Consider the following 15824-nt stretch of genomic DNA (forward strand, 5'->3'; position numbering starts at 1 on the left):
TACGATGGATATTATAGTTACAGACCCCTAAAAAATGGAACATTCAGAAGAACTACAAAGATATAGATACCTTGCCTCAAAATGGCTGGACCACAGCATTACGGAAGATGAGCTTAGGGAGTTTAATGATTGGTATAGTACAAACCTTGAAACACCATTAAACATCCCGAGTTCTTTTGCTGCAACCGAGCAGGTACTTGAAGCGCGGATACTCCAAAAATTAAACGACACACTAGAAGTTAACGTAATAACAGAAGACAGTAAATACAAAAATGGCAGCATAAAAATTGGCTGGCCTATACGTATTGCGATAGCTGCTTCCATTCTGATTGCCCTGGGCACAGGATTATGGTTTTATCAGAGCCAGACAATAGCACCCCAATTACAGGGTGTAACCCACACCGATATCTCTCCGGGTAAAAATACCGCTATGTTGACTTTTTCAAATGGGGCAGTCATACAACTCAGCGACAAAAGGAAAGCAGTATTCGTTACCCATAACAAATTAACATACAATGATGGCAGTGTAGCGGGCTTGGGCAGCCAAGACAGAAATATTGCAGCAGGTGAATTGATTACTGCAGTTACCCCAAAAGGAGGGACGTACCAGGTAATTTTATCCGACGGAACCCGTGTCTGGTTAAATGCTGATAGCAAATTATCATTCCCCTCACAGTTTACCAGTAATAAACGGGAAGTAAGTCTTAGTGGAGAAGCTTATTTCGAAGTCGCTAAAAACAAGGCAAAACCATTTGTTGTAAATTATGGTAGGGCAGAAGTGGAGGTTTTAGGTACTCATTTTAACATTATGGCCTATAAAGATGAAACAGCCAGCAAAGTTACCCTACTTGAAGGTGCAGTCAAAATAAATAATGGAGCCGAAAAAGTTGTATTGAAACCTGGGCAGCAAGCAGAAATTTCTGAACGTACAGGGCAGGATATTATACTCAATAATGAAATTGATACAGAACAGGCCGTTGCCTGGAAGGATGGATATTTTATGTTCGCTAATGAACCAGTTGAAAGTATCATGCGTAAAATAGAGCGTTGGTACGATGTATCTATTGTTTACCAGGATAACCTACAGGACAAAGCCTTATGGGGTACAGTGTCGCGGTATAAAAATGTGTCGGAAGTTTTAAAACGCCTAGAGCTTACAGGAGTGGTACGCTTTAAAATGGACAACCTAAACGGCAAGGGGAAAGAAAGGAGGATAATTGTTATGAAATAGCAATACACCATTTCAGCATAATTATCTAAAAAACCAGGAGCGATTGCAGCGCCCCCGGTTTACCCGCATCAATGCGGTTTAGGTGATTACTGCCGGTATAGACATTATAATAAGATCAAACAAATTATTGAACCAACCTAATATTCAAAGATATGGAATTTTATCCTTATGAACTCTGTAATAAAAAACGTTACGGGGGTTATAAACTATTTTTAATCATGAAACTAATAGTTTTTTTTCTCCTTATTGGTTTGCTGCAGGTAAGTGCTAATGGCTTTGCCCAACGGGTAACGCTGTCAGAAAAAAATGCAAAGCTGGAGCAGATTTTCAATAAAATCCGCAAACAAACCGGTTATGACATTTTGTGCGATGCAGATATTATCAAACAAACCAAACCAGTTACAATAAATGTAAAAGACACCCCATTAACCACTGCGCTTAAAAAATGTTTTGAAGGGCAACGGGTATCTTTTAGCTTTATTCAGGATATGGTCGTTGTTAGAAGAACGACCGACCTTTTGCTTTCCGAAATCAACCTCGTTACAGTTAAGGGAACTGTAACAGATACAAAGGGCTTGCCATTACCTGGTGTTTCGGTTAAACTCAAAGGTACATCTTCAGGTGGTGCAAGCACCAACAAGGACGGTAATTACACAATAACAATACCTGAGTTAACTGGTATCCTTGTTTTTTCCTATATTGGTTATGCCCCAAAGGAGGTTCCTGTTAATGGCAAAACTACTATAGATGTTCAATTAACGGAGTCGAATACAGCATTAAACGAAGTAGTTGTAGTTGCTTACGGAACGCAGACTACAAGAAACATAGTTGGATCTGTTGCAACGCTATCGGCTGCCAATATCAAGGATCAGCCAACGGGAACTTTTGCTGAAAGATTAACGGGAAAACTTCCGGGAGTACAAGCCGCTCAGGGAACCGGACGCCCTGGCCAGGGTATGGATATCCGCATACGTGGAGCCGCCTCGCTAACTTCATCGGTAAGGCCACTGGTTGTTATTGACGGAATACCTATGATTGGTAACCCAGATAACATCAATAATATCAATCCTGACGAGATTGAGTCTTTCTCCATATTGAAAGACGCTTCGAGTACTTCCATGTATGGTTCGCGCGGAGCCAATGGGGTTATCCTCATTACAACCAAACGGGGTAAATCAGGCGCACCTAAAATTGAATTTAACAGCTATTACGGGCTTGCAGAAAACATGAAAGAGCTGAAGCCTGAGGTAATGGATGCTACGCAGCTGGCTACTTACATGAAAGGTTTTTTTGAAGATAAGGCTTTATATGAAGGTTATACAGGAGGTGTACCCGGCGCTTACCAAAACCCCGAACAATATGGTAAGGGAACCGACTGGTACGATTTACTGACCCGTCAGGGTGCCGCCCAGAATTATAGCCTGGCCATTTCATCGGGCAATGATAAATCTGCCTTGAGCATAACAGGAGGTTATTTTGATCAGGATGGTATTGTAAAAAACACAGGTTATAAACGTTTTTCGCTACGTATAAACGGCGATGTAAAATTGACCGATAATATTAAGTTAGGGGTAAGCCTTGCTCCATCGGTGCAACTTGAGCACAACAACAGGCAAAACAGAGCAAATAGTTCAGGTTTCAATGTTGACGGGCAAAGGGCAATTTTTGCTTCAACCCTGATGATGCCCACTATGGGATCGCCATATAACGCGGATGGATCTTTAGCGTTAGGGGTTGGATCTTTTCCGAATCTGTTTGTGTGGGCGAATCCGTTGCGACAGTTAACTGAAATTAATGATGACGTTAAAAGAACACGTGTGCTGGGGAATATCTTTGCAGAGATCGGTTTTTTAAAACATTTTACCTTCAGAACTTCTGCCAATCTTGATCTGGGAAACATGCAGGCAAAAAAATTCGTGCCATCTACCGCATTCGGAGGATTTAATGATGTACCAGTCGAATTTCCTACTGCAGGAAGCAACGATACTGCTTTGGGCGAATCATATACAGAAAACCCAACCACCTGGTTAAACGAAAACCTGTTGAGCTACAAGAATACTTTCGCTAAAGACCATTCATTGGAGGTATTAGCCGGTTTTACTGCCCAGCGTTTTGATGTTTACTCTTCACAAATTGTTGGACGCGATTACCCTGATAACAGCGTACCTTATTTAAGCGCTGCTACGCGTTTTACAACAAATACATCAGCCGCTTACGCCTGGACCATGTTATCAGCCCTTAGTCGTGTAAATTATACGTATAAGAACAGATATTCCCTTCAGGCTTCGGTAAGAAGAGACGGCTCATCGCGCTTTGGTTCGAATAACAAATGGGGAACTTTCCCTTCAATAGGTGCTAACTGGATTGCCAGCGAAGAAGCGTTTTTAAAGGATTTTTCTAAAATAAGTTTTTTAAAAATACGGGCCAGCTATGGTTTAACAGGTCAAAATGAGTTTGGCGGCAGTCTTGCCAACCAGAATTATGCGCATACACCAACTATAGGCAATAGCAATTATGTGTTTGGCAGTGTATTGGCCCCTGGAAAGGTACAAAGTGGTTTAGGAAACATTGATTTGGTTTGGGAACGGAATAAACAGCTAGATCTGGGGATAGATATTGGCCTGTTTAAAGACAGGATTAATTTTACCTACGATTATTATAACAAATATACTGATGGCTTATTGTTTACCGTTCCGGTACCGCACTCATCCGGCTATACCAGCGTACAGGATAATTTGGGCGACATTAAACAATGGGGACACGAATTTACCTTAAGTACCAAGAATTTAACAGGTGCATTTAAATGGAATACTGATTTTAATATTTCTTTCAATAGGAATATAGTTAAGAAAATCGGTGTAAATAATATATCATTTGCCGATAATCCTTCGGGAGTATTGTCTGAATTTACCGACTGGAGAACAATTGTGGGCAAGCCGATAGGCCAATACTTTGGTTATGTGTTCGATGGTGTGTTTATGAACCAGGCAGAAGCAGATGCAGGTCCTAAATACTATGGTACAAGCCCAACTACATTATCGCAGGCAGGAACTGTACGTTACAAAGATTTGAATGGCGATGGTAAGATTACGTGGCCTGAAGACATGACTATTATTGGAAATCCTAATCCCGATTTTATATTTGGTTTCACCAACAGCTTTGCATACAAGAACTTCGACCTCAATATTGTACTTTCTGGTACTTATGGTAATGATCTGTACAATGGTATGGAAGAAAGCACCTATAATCTTGATGGGGTTTTTAATGGTCCACCAGAATTGTTGCAGCGCTGGCGTTCAGAAGCAAACCCGGGAAATGGTTTGGTTCCGCGTACATTGGCCGGAACAACGGGGGCTTATCGCGCCAATTCAAGCAGATGGGTCCATGATGCTTCACATATTACCATCAACAACATTGCGTTGGGCTATACTTTCAGGAATTTTAAAAAATTAACCTATATAAAAAGCCTGCGTTTGTACACGACTGTACAAAATGCCTACATATTTACCAGTTATCCTGGCAATCCTGAAGTGAGCATAAACGGCCTGACCTCTGTTGCACAGGGACAGGATTTAGGGGCATACCCAATACCCAGAACATTTACGTTTGGGATTAACCTTGTTTTATAAATTGATGTACAGTTCTCATCTAAAAAGCATTAAAAATGAAAAAGCATATTTTATATAGCATCATTATACTTACCCTGGGATTAGCTTCCTGTAAAAAGTTTCTAGACGAAAATAATCCGAACAGCATCAATCTCGGCAGTTATTTTAAAAGCCAAAATGATTTCGATCTGGCGGTGAACGGGGCTTATGCCCAACTTAGAGGCATATACAACAACAGAAGTGCCTGGCTTATGGGCGAAATGCGGTCAGATAATGCGCATTACGATTATACCCCGACTGATCAGGCCGTAGCAACTTTTAGTAAATGGGCCATTGCCGATTTTATTAACGATGGATCTAATATCGAAACCCCGGCCAAATGGGATGCAGCGTATAATGCCATATCAGCAGCAAACACCATACTGGATCATATCAATGATGTGGATCTCGCTGTAACTAGTAAAAACCAGATCATTGGCGAAGCTAAATTTATACGCGCACTTTCCTATCTTGAACTGGTACGGTATTTTGGTGGCGTACCTATTTATCCGCGGGCCCCGTTAAGTCGAAACGAAACGTATATAGCCCGTTCATCAGCACAGGAAGTCTATGATTTTATTATAGCTGATGCAAAAGATGCAGCAGAAAGGCTTGCTCCACCTTCCTTTCCTCAAACTGGTAGGGCCACAAGAGGAAGTGCGCTTACCTTACTTGGCGATGTATATGTAACAACAAAAAAATATGACCTGGCAGAAGCGGTATTAAAACAGGTTACCCAAATGAATTATGGCCTGATGACAACCTATCCTGATGTGTTTCAGCTTGCCAATAAAAACAGTAAGGAATCAATATTCGAAATCCAGTTTAATACCGGTTTGTCAACCCCTCAGGCAAATACAGGAGGAAATGTTTACAATTATTTGCCTAGAATGACGAGCACTACAATCATAACAGGCGTAAATACAAATACAGTAACAGCTCCTGGAGGATACAACACACCAACCCAGGAACTGATCTCAGATTATGAATCAGGAGATCAGCGGCTGGATGCGACTATCGCAGTGGCAGAAGGCTCTTTCAATGTAAATGATATATTTACTGCTACTGCGGTTAAATCTGTTGTTGGATACACGCCACCTTCGGGTAAAGTAGGCAGACCCTTTGCCAAAAAATTTCTTCATGCACACACCATTGCCAACCAAACAAACGATAACCTGCCTATTTACCGCTACGCAGAAGTGTTGCTGCTGCTGGCCGAAAGTTTAAACGAACAAGGTGGAAAATCGGCACAGGCATTACCTTACCTGAACCAGGTTAGGGACCGAGCATTTGGGGCAGGTAAAGGTACAATTAGCACGACCGATCAAAATGCATTAAGGGCTATTATACTACATGAAAGACGGGTAGAACTGGCTTTTGAAAATAAACGCTGGATAGATCTGGTAAGGACCGGAAATGCAATTACCGTGATGAATGCTTTTGGGGTAAGCCAAAAGCAGAGATTCAGCTATTTACAGGCGGGAACTTATAATATCACCCAGGAAAAGCTATTATTTCCAATTCCAACCTCCGAAATAATGCTGAATGATAAACTTAAACAAAATCCTGGTTACTGATTATTCCGAACGTCATGAAAAGATTTTTTATTTTATATGCCATTTTTACACTGGCACTGAATTGGTCATGTGGTAATAAAAAGACCACAGAACCCCCGGTTGTTAAACCTCCTTTTGTAAGCAAGCCACCTGAGGCCTTTGCCGGCTTTTTGACGGTGCTTACCAACGATGCCAGCCGGAAAATTGAAATTTACGATCCAACAATAGAAAACTGGAATGCTGCCGAGGCGAAGAAATGGTCATGGGCACCTACAACTGCGCTTGGCTTCGTTACTGCCGATATCAATACTTTTGGTGGCGGGACAGATTTTAAGCTCAGAAAAGTTCCGGTATGGAATAATGCCGAATATGCAGCACTCACTGATAATGGCTTTGCGGCCATTATCGAATATCCTTCGGGTAAGCGCAAATGGTCAAAACGCCTTAGCGGAAACCTTCATTCGGCAGAACTGCTGCCCAATGGAAATATCGCCATCGCTGCATCAGATGGGGGCTGGGTTAGGCTGTATGCTTCATCGCAAGGCCCAGATCAGGAATATTATGCCGAATATCCCCTTATTTCAGCACATGCCGTTTTATGGGATCCCAAAACCAATGTACTTTGGGTTACCGGTCAGCATGCCATAACCAAGGCGCATATTATTACAGCGCTTGCCATTGGGGGTACAGATGCTGTTCCGGAACTTACTGAAATTGATTCCTGGAGAACTACCATTCCATCTGCCTGGGGGCACGAAGTATCAGCTTACTATGGCAATGACAATTTACTTTGGGTAACCAGCAATGGCGGAGAGTATGTGTACAACAAAACGACCAAGACTTTTTCCATCGCCCCAACCGCAGGCCTCACCTTTGTTAAGGGGATAGCAAACCAGCCTAGCGGGCAAATTGTGCTGACCCGTCCTGATTACAATAAAAATCCACGTCCTGCAATGAACTGCGGTTTGAACGACTGGAGCACAAGCACGGTAGATTTTTATTCGGCCAACGGCCAGCTCGATGGCTCAAGGGTAGTAAATGGAGCATGCTTTTATAAAGTTAAGCTGCTTAATAGTAACTATCAATAACAGCTTCTGTACAAGCTTTTTCATACACAATCAAAATGTATAAAGATGAAAACATTAAATGCTAAAATCATATTCTTTTTATGTTGTTCAATCCTATTTTTGGCATGTAAAAAAGAAAACAAACAGCAGGAAGCGAATAAGCTTGCTGCTGCAAACAAACAATTAAATGCAAATGCTACGGCAAATGCAGTGCTGGCAAGCTGTTGCTGGATCGGTACCACCAACCAGGCCAATGCCACCATGGAAGCCTACGACCCTGTATTAACGAGCTGGGCCACCCCTAAATGGTCGTTTAAGCCAACAACAGCATTGGGATTTAATGCTACTACAGAAATACCTTTATGGGGCTATGTGAATGATTTAAAAGTTAGGAACAACAACCACTGGGGTTCTGGTCAGGTGATTACAGCCCAGGCAGAAAGATTATCGGTAATTGCTAAATACCCGGGGGGACAACGCATTTGGGCAACGGGATTTCCGGCTGATGCAGGTGTGCATGGTATGGAAATTCTCCCCGACGGAAATTGTGTGGTAGCTGCTGCCGGCACAAACTCTGGTACCGGTGGTAATTACATCAGGATCTATTCTTCTTCGCAGGCTGCGCCCAATCAATATGTAAATACAATTTATCCGTTGAAAGCTGCCCATCAGGTACTATGGGACCCTGTTAACAATTGTTTATGGGCAATTGGCGATTCACTGAAAAAGTACGCTTATAATACCGCTGCGAGTGGAGGAACGGTATCAAATCCTAAGCTGTCTTTAATAACAAGTTATTCCCTTAGTTCTATTACTCCTTGGGGGCACGATATTGCGCCTTACGATGGGGATACCAATAAACTGCTGGTTACCACCAATGGAGGCGTTTATGTATTTGATAAATCTGCTGGTGCATTTATTCCCAACGCAATAACCGGTGCTGCACAACGTACCTTTGTAAACTCGGTAAGTACCCTGCCAGGCCAGAACACCATGGTGCAGACCTATAAAGATCCTGGTTGTCCCATTAATGGCTGGTGCAGTACGCATGTAGATTTTTATAACCTCACCACCGGCGCATTTCTATATTCACGTACGGTTAGTTCTGCAGGATTTTACCGCGGAAAATCATTTGACCCCAATTATCTTTAAAATCTATGAGATCAACGATAACAGCAGGATGCATATTTATTTTATTGTTCAATTTTGCCTTAACAAAAGCACAGGAAACCGGCCATAGGAGCGCTATTATCCCTGCTCCTGTGACGTTTGAAAAACACGCGGGCGAATTTGTGTTCAATGAACAGACCGTCATTACAGCCGATGCTACTGGGCAGCCACTGCTCGTTTTTTTTAAAACCTATCTTTCTGGACTAAGCAAATTTCCGGGAGGACAGCCCGCCAAAAGGATGCTTCCCCAAACAGTAAAAAATAAACCGAATAGGATCCTGTTTACCAGCAAAGGCGCAGAAAATCTGCCAGATGAAGGCTACAAGCTTAGCATTACGCCGCAGACCATTGTGGTGACGGGCAAAAAAGCGGGGTTATTTTATGGAATGCAATCGCTCATCCAGCTGTTCCCCGTAGAAACTACTGGGGAGCTGAGGCTGCCCTGCCAGAGCATTAGCGACTATCCAAGATTTGGCTATCGCGGGCTAATGCTCGATGTATCACGTCATTTTTTTACGGTTACTCAGGTTAAAGATTTGCTCGATATGATGGCACACTATAAATTAAATCGCTTTCACTGGCACTTAACCGACGATCAGGGCTGGAGAATAGAGATTAAAAGTTTGCCAAAACTTACACAGGTAGGTGCTTTTAGGGTGCCCCGTATAGGCGATTTTGGCGCAATGGATCCGCCTAAACCTGGAGAGAAGGCCACAGATGGTGGTTTTTATACACAGGATGAGATACGCGAGGTGATCAGGTATGCTGCAGAAAGAAACATCCAGGTAATGCCCGAAATCGATGTACCTGGCCATTCCATGGCCGCCATTGCCGCTTATCCCGAACTTTCCTGCACACAGGATACCAGTATTAAAGTAAATCCGGGCAGCAGTTTTGCCAAATGGTTTTCCGACGGGAAGTATGAGATGTATGTCGACAACACCCTTAACCCTGCAAACGAAGCAACCTATGTATTCCTAGACAAGGTTTTTACTGAGGTTGCCTCCTTGTTTCCATATGAGTATATCCATATCGGTGGTGATGAGTGCTTTAAAGGATTTTGGGAGAAAGATGCTGGAATACAGGCGTTCATGAAAAAAATGAATATCGCAACCACCCATGAGTTGCAGGGCTATTTTATCAGCAGGTTGAATAAGATCATTAGTTCAAAAAACAAAAAACTGATCGGCTGGGATGAAATACTGGAAGGCGGATTGAATGACCAGGTTGCCATTATGAACCGTTTTGGAGAGAAAGGGGCCATAGCCCAATTAAAGAAAAAACTGAATATTGTTCTGGCACCTGGAAATAATGGTTTATATTTTGATTATGCACAGAGCCAATCAGATATGGAATCCATCAATCACGGAGGCTTTTCGCCGGTCTGGAAAGCTTACGCCTATAACCCCGAATATGAATCATTAACAGCCGAAGATAAAAAACATATCCTGGGTGTTTCCGGCTGCGTGTGGACTGAACATATTCCTTCTGTTTCCAAATTACAATATATGATATTTCCGAGGATGTTTGCGCTTGCAGAAACGGCATGGAGCCAGGAAAGCAACAAGGATTATAAAGGATTTGCTGAAAACACCCTGCCAAAGCATCTCGAAAAACTGGATAAAGCCGGCTACAATTACCGCGTACCTACACCTTTTGCCTATACCGATACTACCCTTGTTGGAAAACAGTTTTATTTTGACCTGAAAGTGCCAATGGCGGGAGCAAAGATATATTATACGCTGAGTAACCGTTTACCCGGCGATGCCGATCATGAATATCGCGGGCCGATAAGCCTCGATGTTCCGGAGGGAAAAAAAAGAGTATTGAAAATATTGGTGGTTTCGCCTTCAGGCCGTAGAAGCGTGGTTACGAACATTACATTGGATAACAGCATTTAAAGCAAACACACAAATGAAATTAAAACAATTATCAGCCCTTGTTCTGGTTGCCGGATTGCTGGTTCTCTTCGGTTTTCAGCTAAGAGAAGAGCAGCCTAATCCCGGCAGTTTCGAAGTATTGAAAAGAAGCTTTAAAAATCCTGTCAGCGCCTACGGCACAACCCCATTTTGGGTTTGGAATGCTAAGGTAAGCAAGCCGCTAATCGATTCGATGCTGCTCGATTATAAGAAAAACGACTTTTCGGGGGTAATCGTTCATGCCAGGCCCGGACTGATTACCGAATATTTATCAGCAGAATGGTTCAGTCTGTTTGAATATGCCGTGCAACAGGGCAAAAAGCTGGGCCTTAAAGTGTGGATCTACGATGAGAATTCGTATCCTACCGGTTTTGGCGGCGGCTTGGTTCCAGACCAAATGCCAGAATCGTATAACCAGGGGCAAATGTTATACATGAGTGAGGCAGAGCAACTTCCCGATAACCTTACCGATATCTTCATCGTTTTGAAAGCAGTTGACGGATCCTTTGTAAACGTCAGCTCAAGCCTGGCTGCAGAGCATGGTAAAACAGGAAAATATCAGATTTTTAAAAAGGTAAATTACGAAAAATCGAACCGGGGTACGGTGGCAGGCCCTATTGGATCTTCTTATGTAGATCTGATGGCCAAGGGTGTAACACAGAAGTTTATGGATATCACCTTCAAGGGATATGAAAAAGTTGCCGGCCGCGAATTTGGAAAAACCGTTCCGGGTATTTTTTCTGATGAACCAACCATTATTAATGAAGGAAAGGATTGCGTACGCTGGACACCTGATTTGTTTGCCAGCTTTAAAGAAAAATGGGGCTACGATCTGACCCTGCATCTACCTTCTTTGTTTGAGGAAACCGGAAACTGGAAAAAAGTAAGGCACAACTACTATCAGACCCTGTTACAGCTGTTTATAGACCGTTGGTCTAAACCTATGTTCAACTATACGCAGCAGAAGGGCTTAACCTGGACAGGGCACTACTGGGAACACGGCTGGCCAAGTCCTTATCACGGACCAGACAATATGGCCATGTATGCCTGGCACCAAATGCCGGGGATAGACATGCTGTTTAACCAATATAATGAAGAAAAGCCGGTACAGTTTGGCAACATCAGGGCGGTTAAGGAGTTGAGTAGTGTTGCCAATCAGCTTGGTAAACAGCGTACGCTTTCAGAAACCTATGGCGGCGGTGGTTGGGAACTCACATTTAAAGACATGAAACGATTGGGCGACTGGGAATTTGTACTGGGTGTGAATTTTATGAACCAGCACCTTTCGTTCATGACCATTACCGGGGCAAGAAAATACGATTATCCGCCCAGCTTTTCTTATCACGAACCCTGGTGGCCGTTTTATAAAACGCTGAACCAGTATTTTGCCCGATTGTCGCTTTGCCTGGCCTCAGGTCAGCAAAAAAATGAAATACTGGTGCTGGAGCCAACAACTTCAGCCTGGATGTATTATTTCAAGGGTAAGGAAAATAAACGCTTCTTTGAGATCGCAAAAGGTTTCAACGATTTTGTTACCACTTTGCAAAAACAGCATGTAGAGTATGATCTGGGTTGCGAAAACATCATCAAAGACCAGGCGAAAATTGAAAACGGAAAGTTTGTCATAGGGCAGCGTGCATATAGTACGGTGGTTATCCCACCCGGGATGGACAACTTGGATGGCCCTACATTTAACCTATTGAAAACATATGCCAGTCAGGGTGGCAAAGTAATCCTGTTTGAAAAACCGGGTTTTGTTGACGGAAATACCGGTATCTCCGACGATTTTTTCAATGCCGGTCATTCAAACATACAACAGGCCATGGCTTCAGATAAAATACAGGTCATCAAGGAGCATTTGCTGCCAAGCGATTTCAGAATTTCCGCTGTCAGCGATAAAGGAATAGGGGGTAACCTCTATTACCAACGTAGGCAGCTTGCCGACGGGCAATTGGTTTTCCTTTCCAATGCAAGTATGGACGCTGCTGCAACAGGCAGTGTGGCACTTAAAGGTAAAGATGTACTGCTTATGGATCTTTTTAAAGGCGAAATTGATGACTACCCTGAAAAGAGGATCCAGAACAAGATTGAATTTAATTTTACCATCCCACCCGCAGGGAGCATGATGGTTTTTGTGTCTGATAAGAAAGAAGCTGGTTTTAAGGTGGCAGCGCCTCTAATAAACAAAAAAGTGATAAAAACGTTGCCGGCTAAAGTTCTCCGTCCCGATGAAAACACGCTGATGATAGATTTTTGCGACCTGGAGTTGAAACGCCCCGACAGCACATACCACGATCTGCATGTTGGGGTAGCTTCTAATACTGCTTTTAAACATTTTGGCTTTAAAGACGGGGTAGGAAATCCCTGGAACAACCGCACACAATTTAAAGACAGGATAGTTGCCCGCGATACTTTCTCTGCTGGAAGTGGTTATACCGCAACTTATCATTTTGAAATAGATAGAAATGTAAAATTGAAGCACTGCCGTGCCGTAATAGAGCAGCGCGGGCTTTGGAACAGCGTAACCATAAACGGGATAAAAGTAGAAGCCCAACCAGGCAAATGGTGGCTTGATCGGTCTTTTGGTGTTTTTGATATCGGTAAATACCTTAAACCTGGCAAAAACAGCCTGGCCCTGTCGGTTTCGCCTATGCGGGTGTATGCCGAAATAGAACCGGTATATATCCTTGGTGATTTTAACCTGGCTGCAGCTGCCAAAGGCTGGAAGATTGTGCCCCCGCGGGCGCTTACATTTGGCTCATGGGATAAACAGGGACTGCCGCTTTATGGACAGGGCATTAAATACATTAAAGAACTCCAGGTTCAAAAAGCTGGAATACCGTGTATCCTTAGATTGAAAAAATGGAAGGGTACTGTGGCCGCAATAAAAGTTAACCGTGCTTCGGTTGGGATTATCACTTCAGAGCCGAATGAGCTTGATATAAGTTCTTATCTGAAAAAGGGGAACAACCGTATAGAAGTAGAAGTGATCGGAAGCCTGAAGAATCTGTTAGGACCTCATCATAATAAACCTTTGCCTGGACTGGTAGACCCCGGTAAATGGTATAATGTGAAAACCTATCCTTCGGGAAGTGATTATCAGACCTATAGTTATGGACTGGAAGAGGATTTTGATTTATTGACGTATGCTAAATAGTTTAACAATAAACTATCTGTTCACAATCCTTTTGGTTGCAAACACATTAAAGCAATATGTTTTCTGCTGATTGCAATCCTGCGTATATTTGAATACTATTTTTTTTAAAAACTAATCTATTATGCGAATTTTAGTTACAGGAAGTAGCGGGCATCTGGGCGAAGCCATCATTAGAACATTACTAAACACAAAGACAGATTATATAGGTATTGACCTGAATCCATCTGAATACACAACGGTAACAGGCACTATAACTGACAGGCACTTTGTTGATAAATGCATGAAAGGGGTCGATGCGGTCATTCACACAGCAACACTCCATAAACCTCATGTTGCTACACATACCTATCAGGATTTTATCGACACGAACCTGACCGGCACACTGAATTTACTGGAAGCGGCAAGGGCAAATGGGGTAAAGGCATTTGTTTACACCAGTACCACTAGTACCTTCGGCGATATGCTTACACCCGAAGCAGGAAAACCTGCTGTATGGATCACAGAGGATACAAAAGCAATCCATAAAAATATTTACGGCGTGACAAAAAATGCGGCCGAAGATCTTTGCCAGCTGTTTTACCGCAACCACCAATTGCCCTGTATTGTCCTAAAAACCTCGCGCTTCTTTCCAGAAGCAGATGATAAAAAATCAGTACGCGAATTATACGACGATGAGAACCTAAAGCTGAATGAATATCTTTACAGAAGGGTGGACATTGAAGATGCCGTAAATGCTCATTTATTGGCTATTGAAAAAGCAGGGAGTTTAGGCTTTGCTAAATATATCATTAGTGCAACATCACCATTTTCTCAAAGCGACTTGCTGGCTTTAAGATATGATGCCCCAGGTGTATTAGCAAAAATTTTCCCTGATTATGAAACCATTTATCAATCCAGAAATTGGATGATGATGCCTACTATTGACCGCGTTTACGTGAACGAAAGCGCAAGAATAGAACTGGGGTGGAAACCACAATACGATTTTGGCTATGCTTTAACATGTCTGAGAGAAGGAAAAGACTTCAGGAGCGAGCTGTCAAAGCTGGTAGGGATAAAAGGATATCATCCCGAAGTGTTTGAACATGGTCCCTATCCGGTAAATGAGCAATGATGCGGCTTTCTATTACAAAAATTTGCAATTACAACTTACATTTATGGCATCCCGCTTGACTGAAAAAAGATTGATAAGGCTTTTGCAATTTTTTCCGGACTGTTGTCGTTATCAGCGGCTATATGTCCTAAACCGTGGAATTCAAGGCGCTTTACTTGCGGCAAAACATTATTTAATTTATCAAGTGCAAGTTTAAAGTAACGTTGGCTCCTGGTTCCACCCATCAGCAGCATTTCAGCTTTAATCTCTTTACACTGATCTATAATTCCAGGTGATTGATGCACCAGCATGAGATCATATTGCATTGTTGGTATCAAGGATTTTAACGAGACACCATCGCCCACTTGTTTCTTCGAATCTGCATTTATCGCAATATTTAGCAATGGTGCAATAAGAAAAGCTGGTAAGGATGTAAATAAAGAGGGGTCATCGGTGCCTTTTATGGCCGCGAACATTGCTTTTCCAAGATTTCCAAGAGAGAGAGCTGATTCATAGCGACTGCCCCAGGCCGCAGGATCAGTTCCTTCGACTGGAATCGGAGGTTCGTAGAGTGCTACTTTTTTAAGCGCAGGTTCTATGATAGCTGTTTGAAGTACACAAATAGCACCAGAACTAAGCCCAAATATATTATCCGTTGCTGTCTTATGGATTAGCGCCTGCAAATCTTCGCTTTCTGATCCAATGCCATAGTTGGGGCCAAACGGACCGCTTAAACCGCGACCACGCCTGTCTGGAATATAAACAGTGAATTCATTGGATAAGAAGCTGGCAAGTTTCATGAAATTTTTAGAAGTCATCATGGCGCTATGGACAAGAATAACTCCTGGCCCGGTCCCGGTTTGTTTATAACCAATTCTTGTTCCATCCTTTGACATAACATAGCTGGTAGTATATTTCTCTAAGAGAGCCATAGGCTGATCGGGTTTTATAATTAAAAATACGAAGAAATTGCGTTACCCAGCTTCA

At 42.7% G+C, this 15824-nt stretch carries 9 protein-coding genes; 8 read left to right on the top strand and 1 reads right to left on the bottom strand.

Annotated features, from left to right (window positions below; all coding sequences use genetic code 11):
• Window positions 1–34 precede the first annotated feature (34 nt).
• The 8 genes from FHT21_RS08660 to FHT21_RS08695 all read left to right on the top strand — a co-directional run bounded on the left by FHT21_RS08660 (window position 35) and on the right by FHT21_RS08695 (window position 14858).
• Window positions 35–1231, top strand: coding sequence for a FecR family protein (locus FHT21_RS08660; RefSeq protein ID WP_167294288.1), 1197 nt, complete (start codon window positions 35–37; stop codon window positions 1229–1231).
• 218 nt (window positions 1232–1449) lie between these two features.
• Entirely contained in the window at window positions 1450–4860 is a 3411-nt protein-coding gene (locus FHT21_RS08665) for a TonB-dependent receptor (protein ID WP_167294289.1), read from the top strand.
• A 35-nt stretch (window positions 4861–4895) separates the two neighbouring features.
• A complete protein-coding gene (locus tag FHT21_RS08670; RefSeq protein WP_167294290.1) occupies window positions 4896–6455 on the top strand; it encodes a RagB/SusD family nutrient uptake outer membrane protein in 1560 nt (519 codons plus the stop codon).
• A gap of 14 nt (window positions 6456–6469) precedes the next feature.
• Window positions 6470–7522, top strand: a complete 1053-nt coding sequence (locus FHT21_RS08675) for a DUF6528 family protein (RefSeq protein ID WP_167294291.1) — start codon at window positions 6470–6472, stop codon at window positions 7520–7522.
• A gap of 45 nt (window positions 7523–7567) precedes the next feature.
• Window positions 7568–8653: a DUF6528 family protein gene (locus tag FHT21_RS08680; protein WP_167294292.1), complete on the top strand. Its 1086-nt coding sequence runs from the start codon at window positions 7568–7570 to the stop codon at window positions 8651–8653.
• A 5-nt stretch (window positions 8654–8658) separates the two neighbouring features.
• Window positions 8659–10572: a family 20 glycosylhydrolase gene (locus tag FHT21_RS08685; RefSeq protein WP_167294293.1), complete on the top strand. Its 1914-nt coding sequence runs from the start codon at window positions 8659–8661 to the stop codon at window positions 10570–10572.
• Between the two features lie 13 nt (window positions 10573–10585).
• Window positions 10586–13747 carry a glycosyl hydrolase gene (locus FHT21_RS08690; RefSeq protein ID WP_167294294.1) on the top strand — a complete coding sequence of 1054 codons (3162 nt, stop codon included), beginning with the start codon at window positions 10586–10588 and terminating at the stop codon, window positions 13745–13747.
• Between the two features lie 121 nt (window positions 13748–13868).
• Window positions 13869–14858 (top strand): NAD(P)-dependent oxidoreductase, encoded by a 990-nt coding sequence (locus tag FHT21_RS08695; RefSeq protein WP_167294295.1) that lies wholly within the window; start codon window positions 13869–13871, stop codon window positions 14856–14858.
• Between the two features lie 41 nt (window positions 14859–14899).
• Here the strand turns inward: FHT21_RS08695 and FHT21_RS08700 are convergent, their stop codons facing one another.
• Entirely contained in the window at window positions 14900–15769 is an 870-nt protein-coding gene (locus FHT21_RS08700; RefSeq protein ID WP_167294296.1) for an alpha/beta hydrolase, read from the bottom strand.
• Window positions 15770–15824 lie beyond the last annotated feature (55 nt).

Source organism: Pedobacter sp. SG908 (assembly GCF_011759615.1).
Lineage (GTDB): Bacteria > Bacteroidota > Bacteroidia > Sphingobacteriales > Sphingobacteriaceae > Pedobacter > Pedobacter riviphilus.

Excerpts from the sequence above, each read along its gene's own strand:
- FHT21_RS08665 (WP_167294289.1), top strand. The coding sequence starts at position 1,450 with ATGAAACTAATAGTTTTTTTTCTCCTTATTGGTTTGCTGCAGGTAAGT.
- FHT21_RS08700 (WP_167294296.1), bottom strand. The coding sequence starts at position 15,769 with ATGGCTCTCTTAGAGAAATATACTACCAGCTATGTTATGTCAAAGGAT.
- FHT21_RS08680 (WP_167294292.1), top strand. The coding sequence starts at position 7,568 with ATGAAAACATTAAATGCTAAAATCATATTCTTTTTATGTTGTTCAATC.
- FHT21_RS08675 (WP_167294291.1), top strand. The coding sequence starts at position 6,470 with ATGAAAAGATTTTTTATTTTATATGCCATTTTTACACTGGCACTGAAT.
- FHT21_RS08670 (WP_167294290.1), top strand. The coding sequence starts at position 4,896 with ATGAAAAAGCATATTTTATATAGCATCATTATACTTACCCTGGGATTA.
- FHT21_RS08660 (WP_167294288.1), top strand. The coding sequence starts at position 35 with ATGGAACATTCAGAAGAACTACAAAGATATAGATACCTTGCCTCAAAA.
- FHT21_RS08690 (WP_167294294.1), top strand. The coding sequence starts at position 10,586 with ATGAAATTAAAACAATTATCAGCCCTTGTTCTGGTTGCCGGATTGCTG.
- FHT21_RS08695 (WP_167294295.1), top strand. The coding sequence starts at position 13,869 with ATGCGAATTTTAGTTACAGGAAGTAGCGGGCATCTGGGCGAAGCCATC.
- FHT21_RS08685 (WP_167294293.1), top strand. The coding sequence starts at position 8,659 with ATGAGATCAACGATAACAGCAGGATGCATATTTATTTTATTGTTCAAT.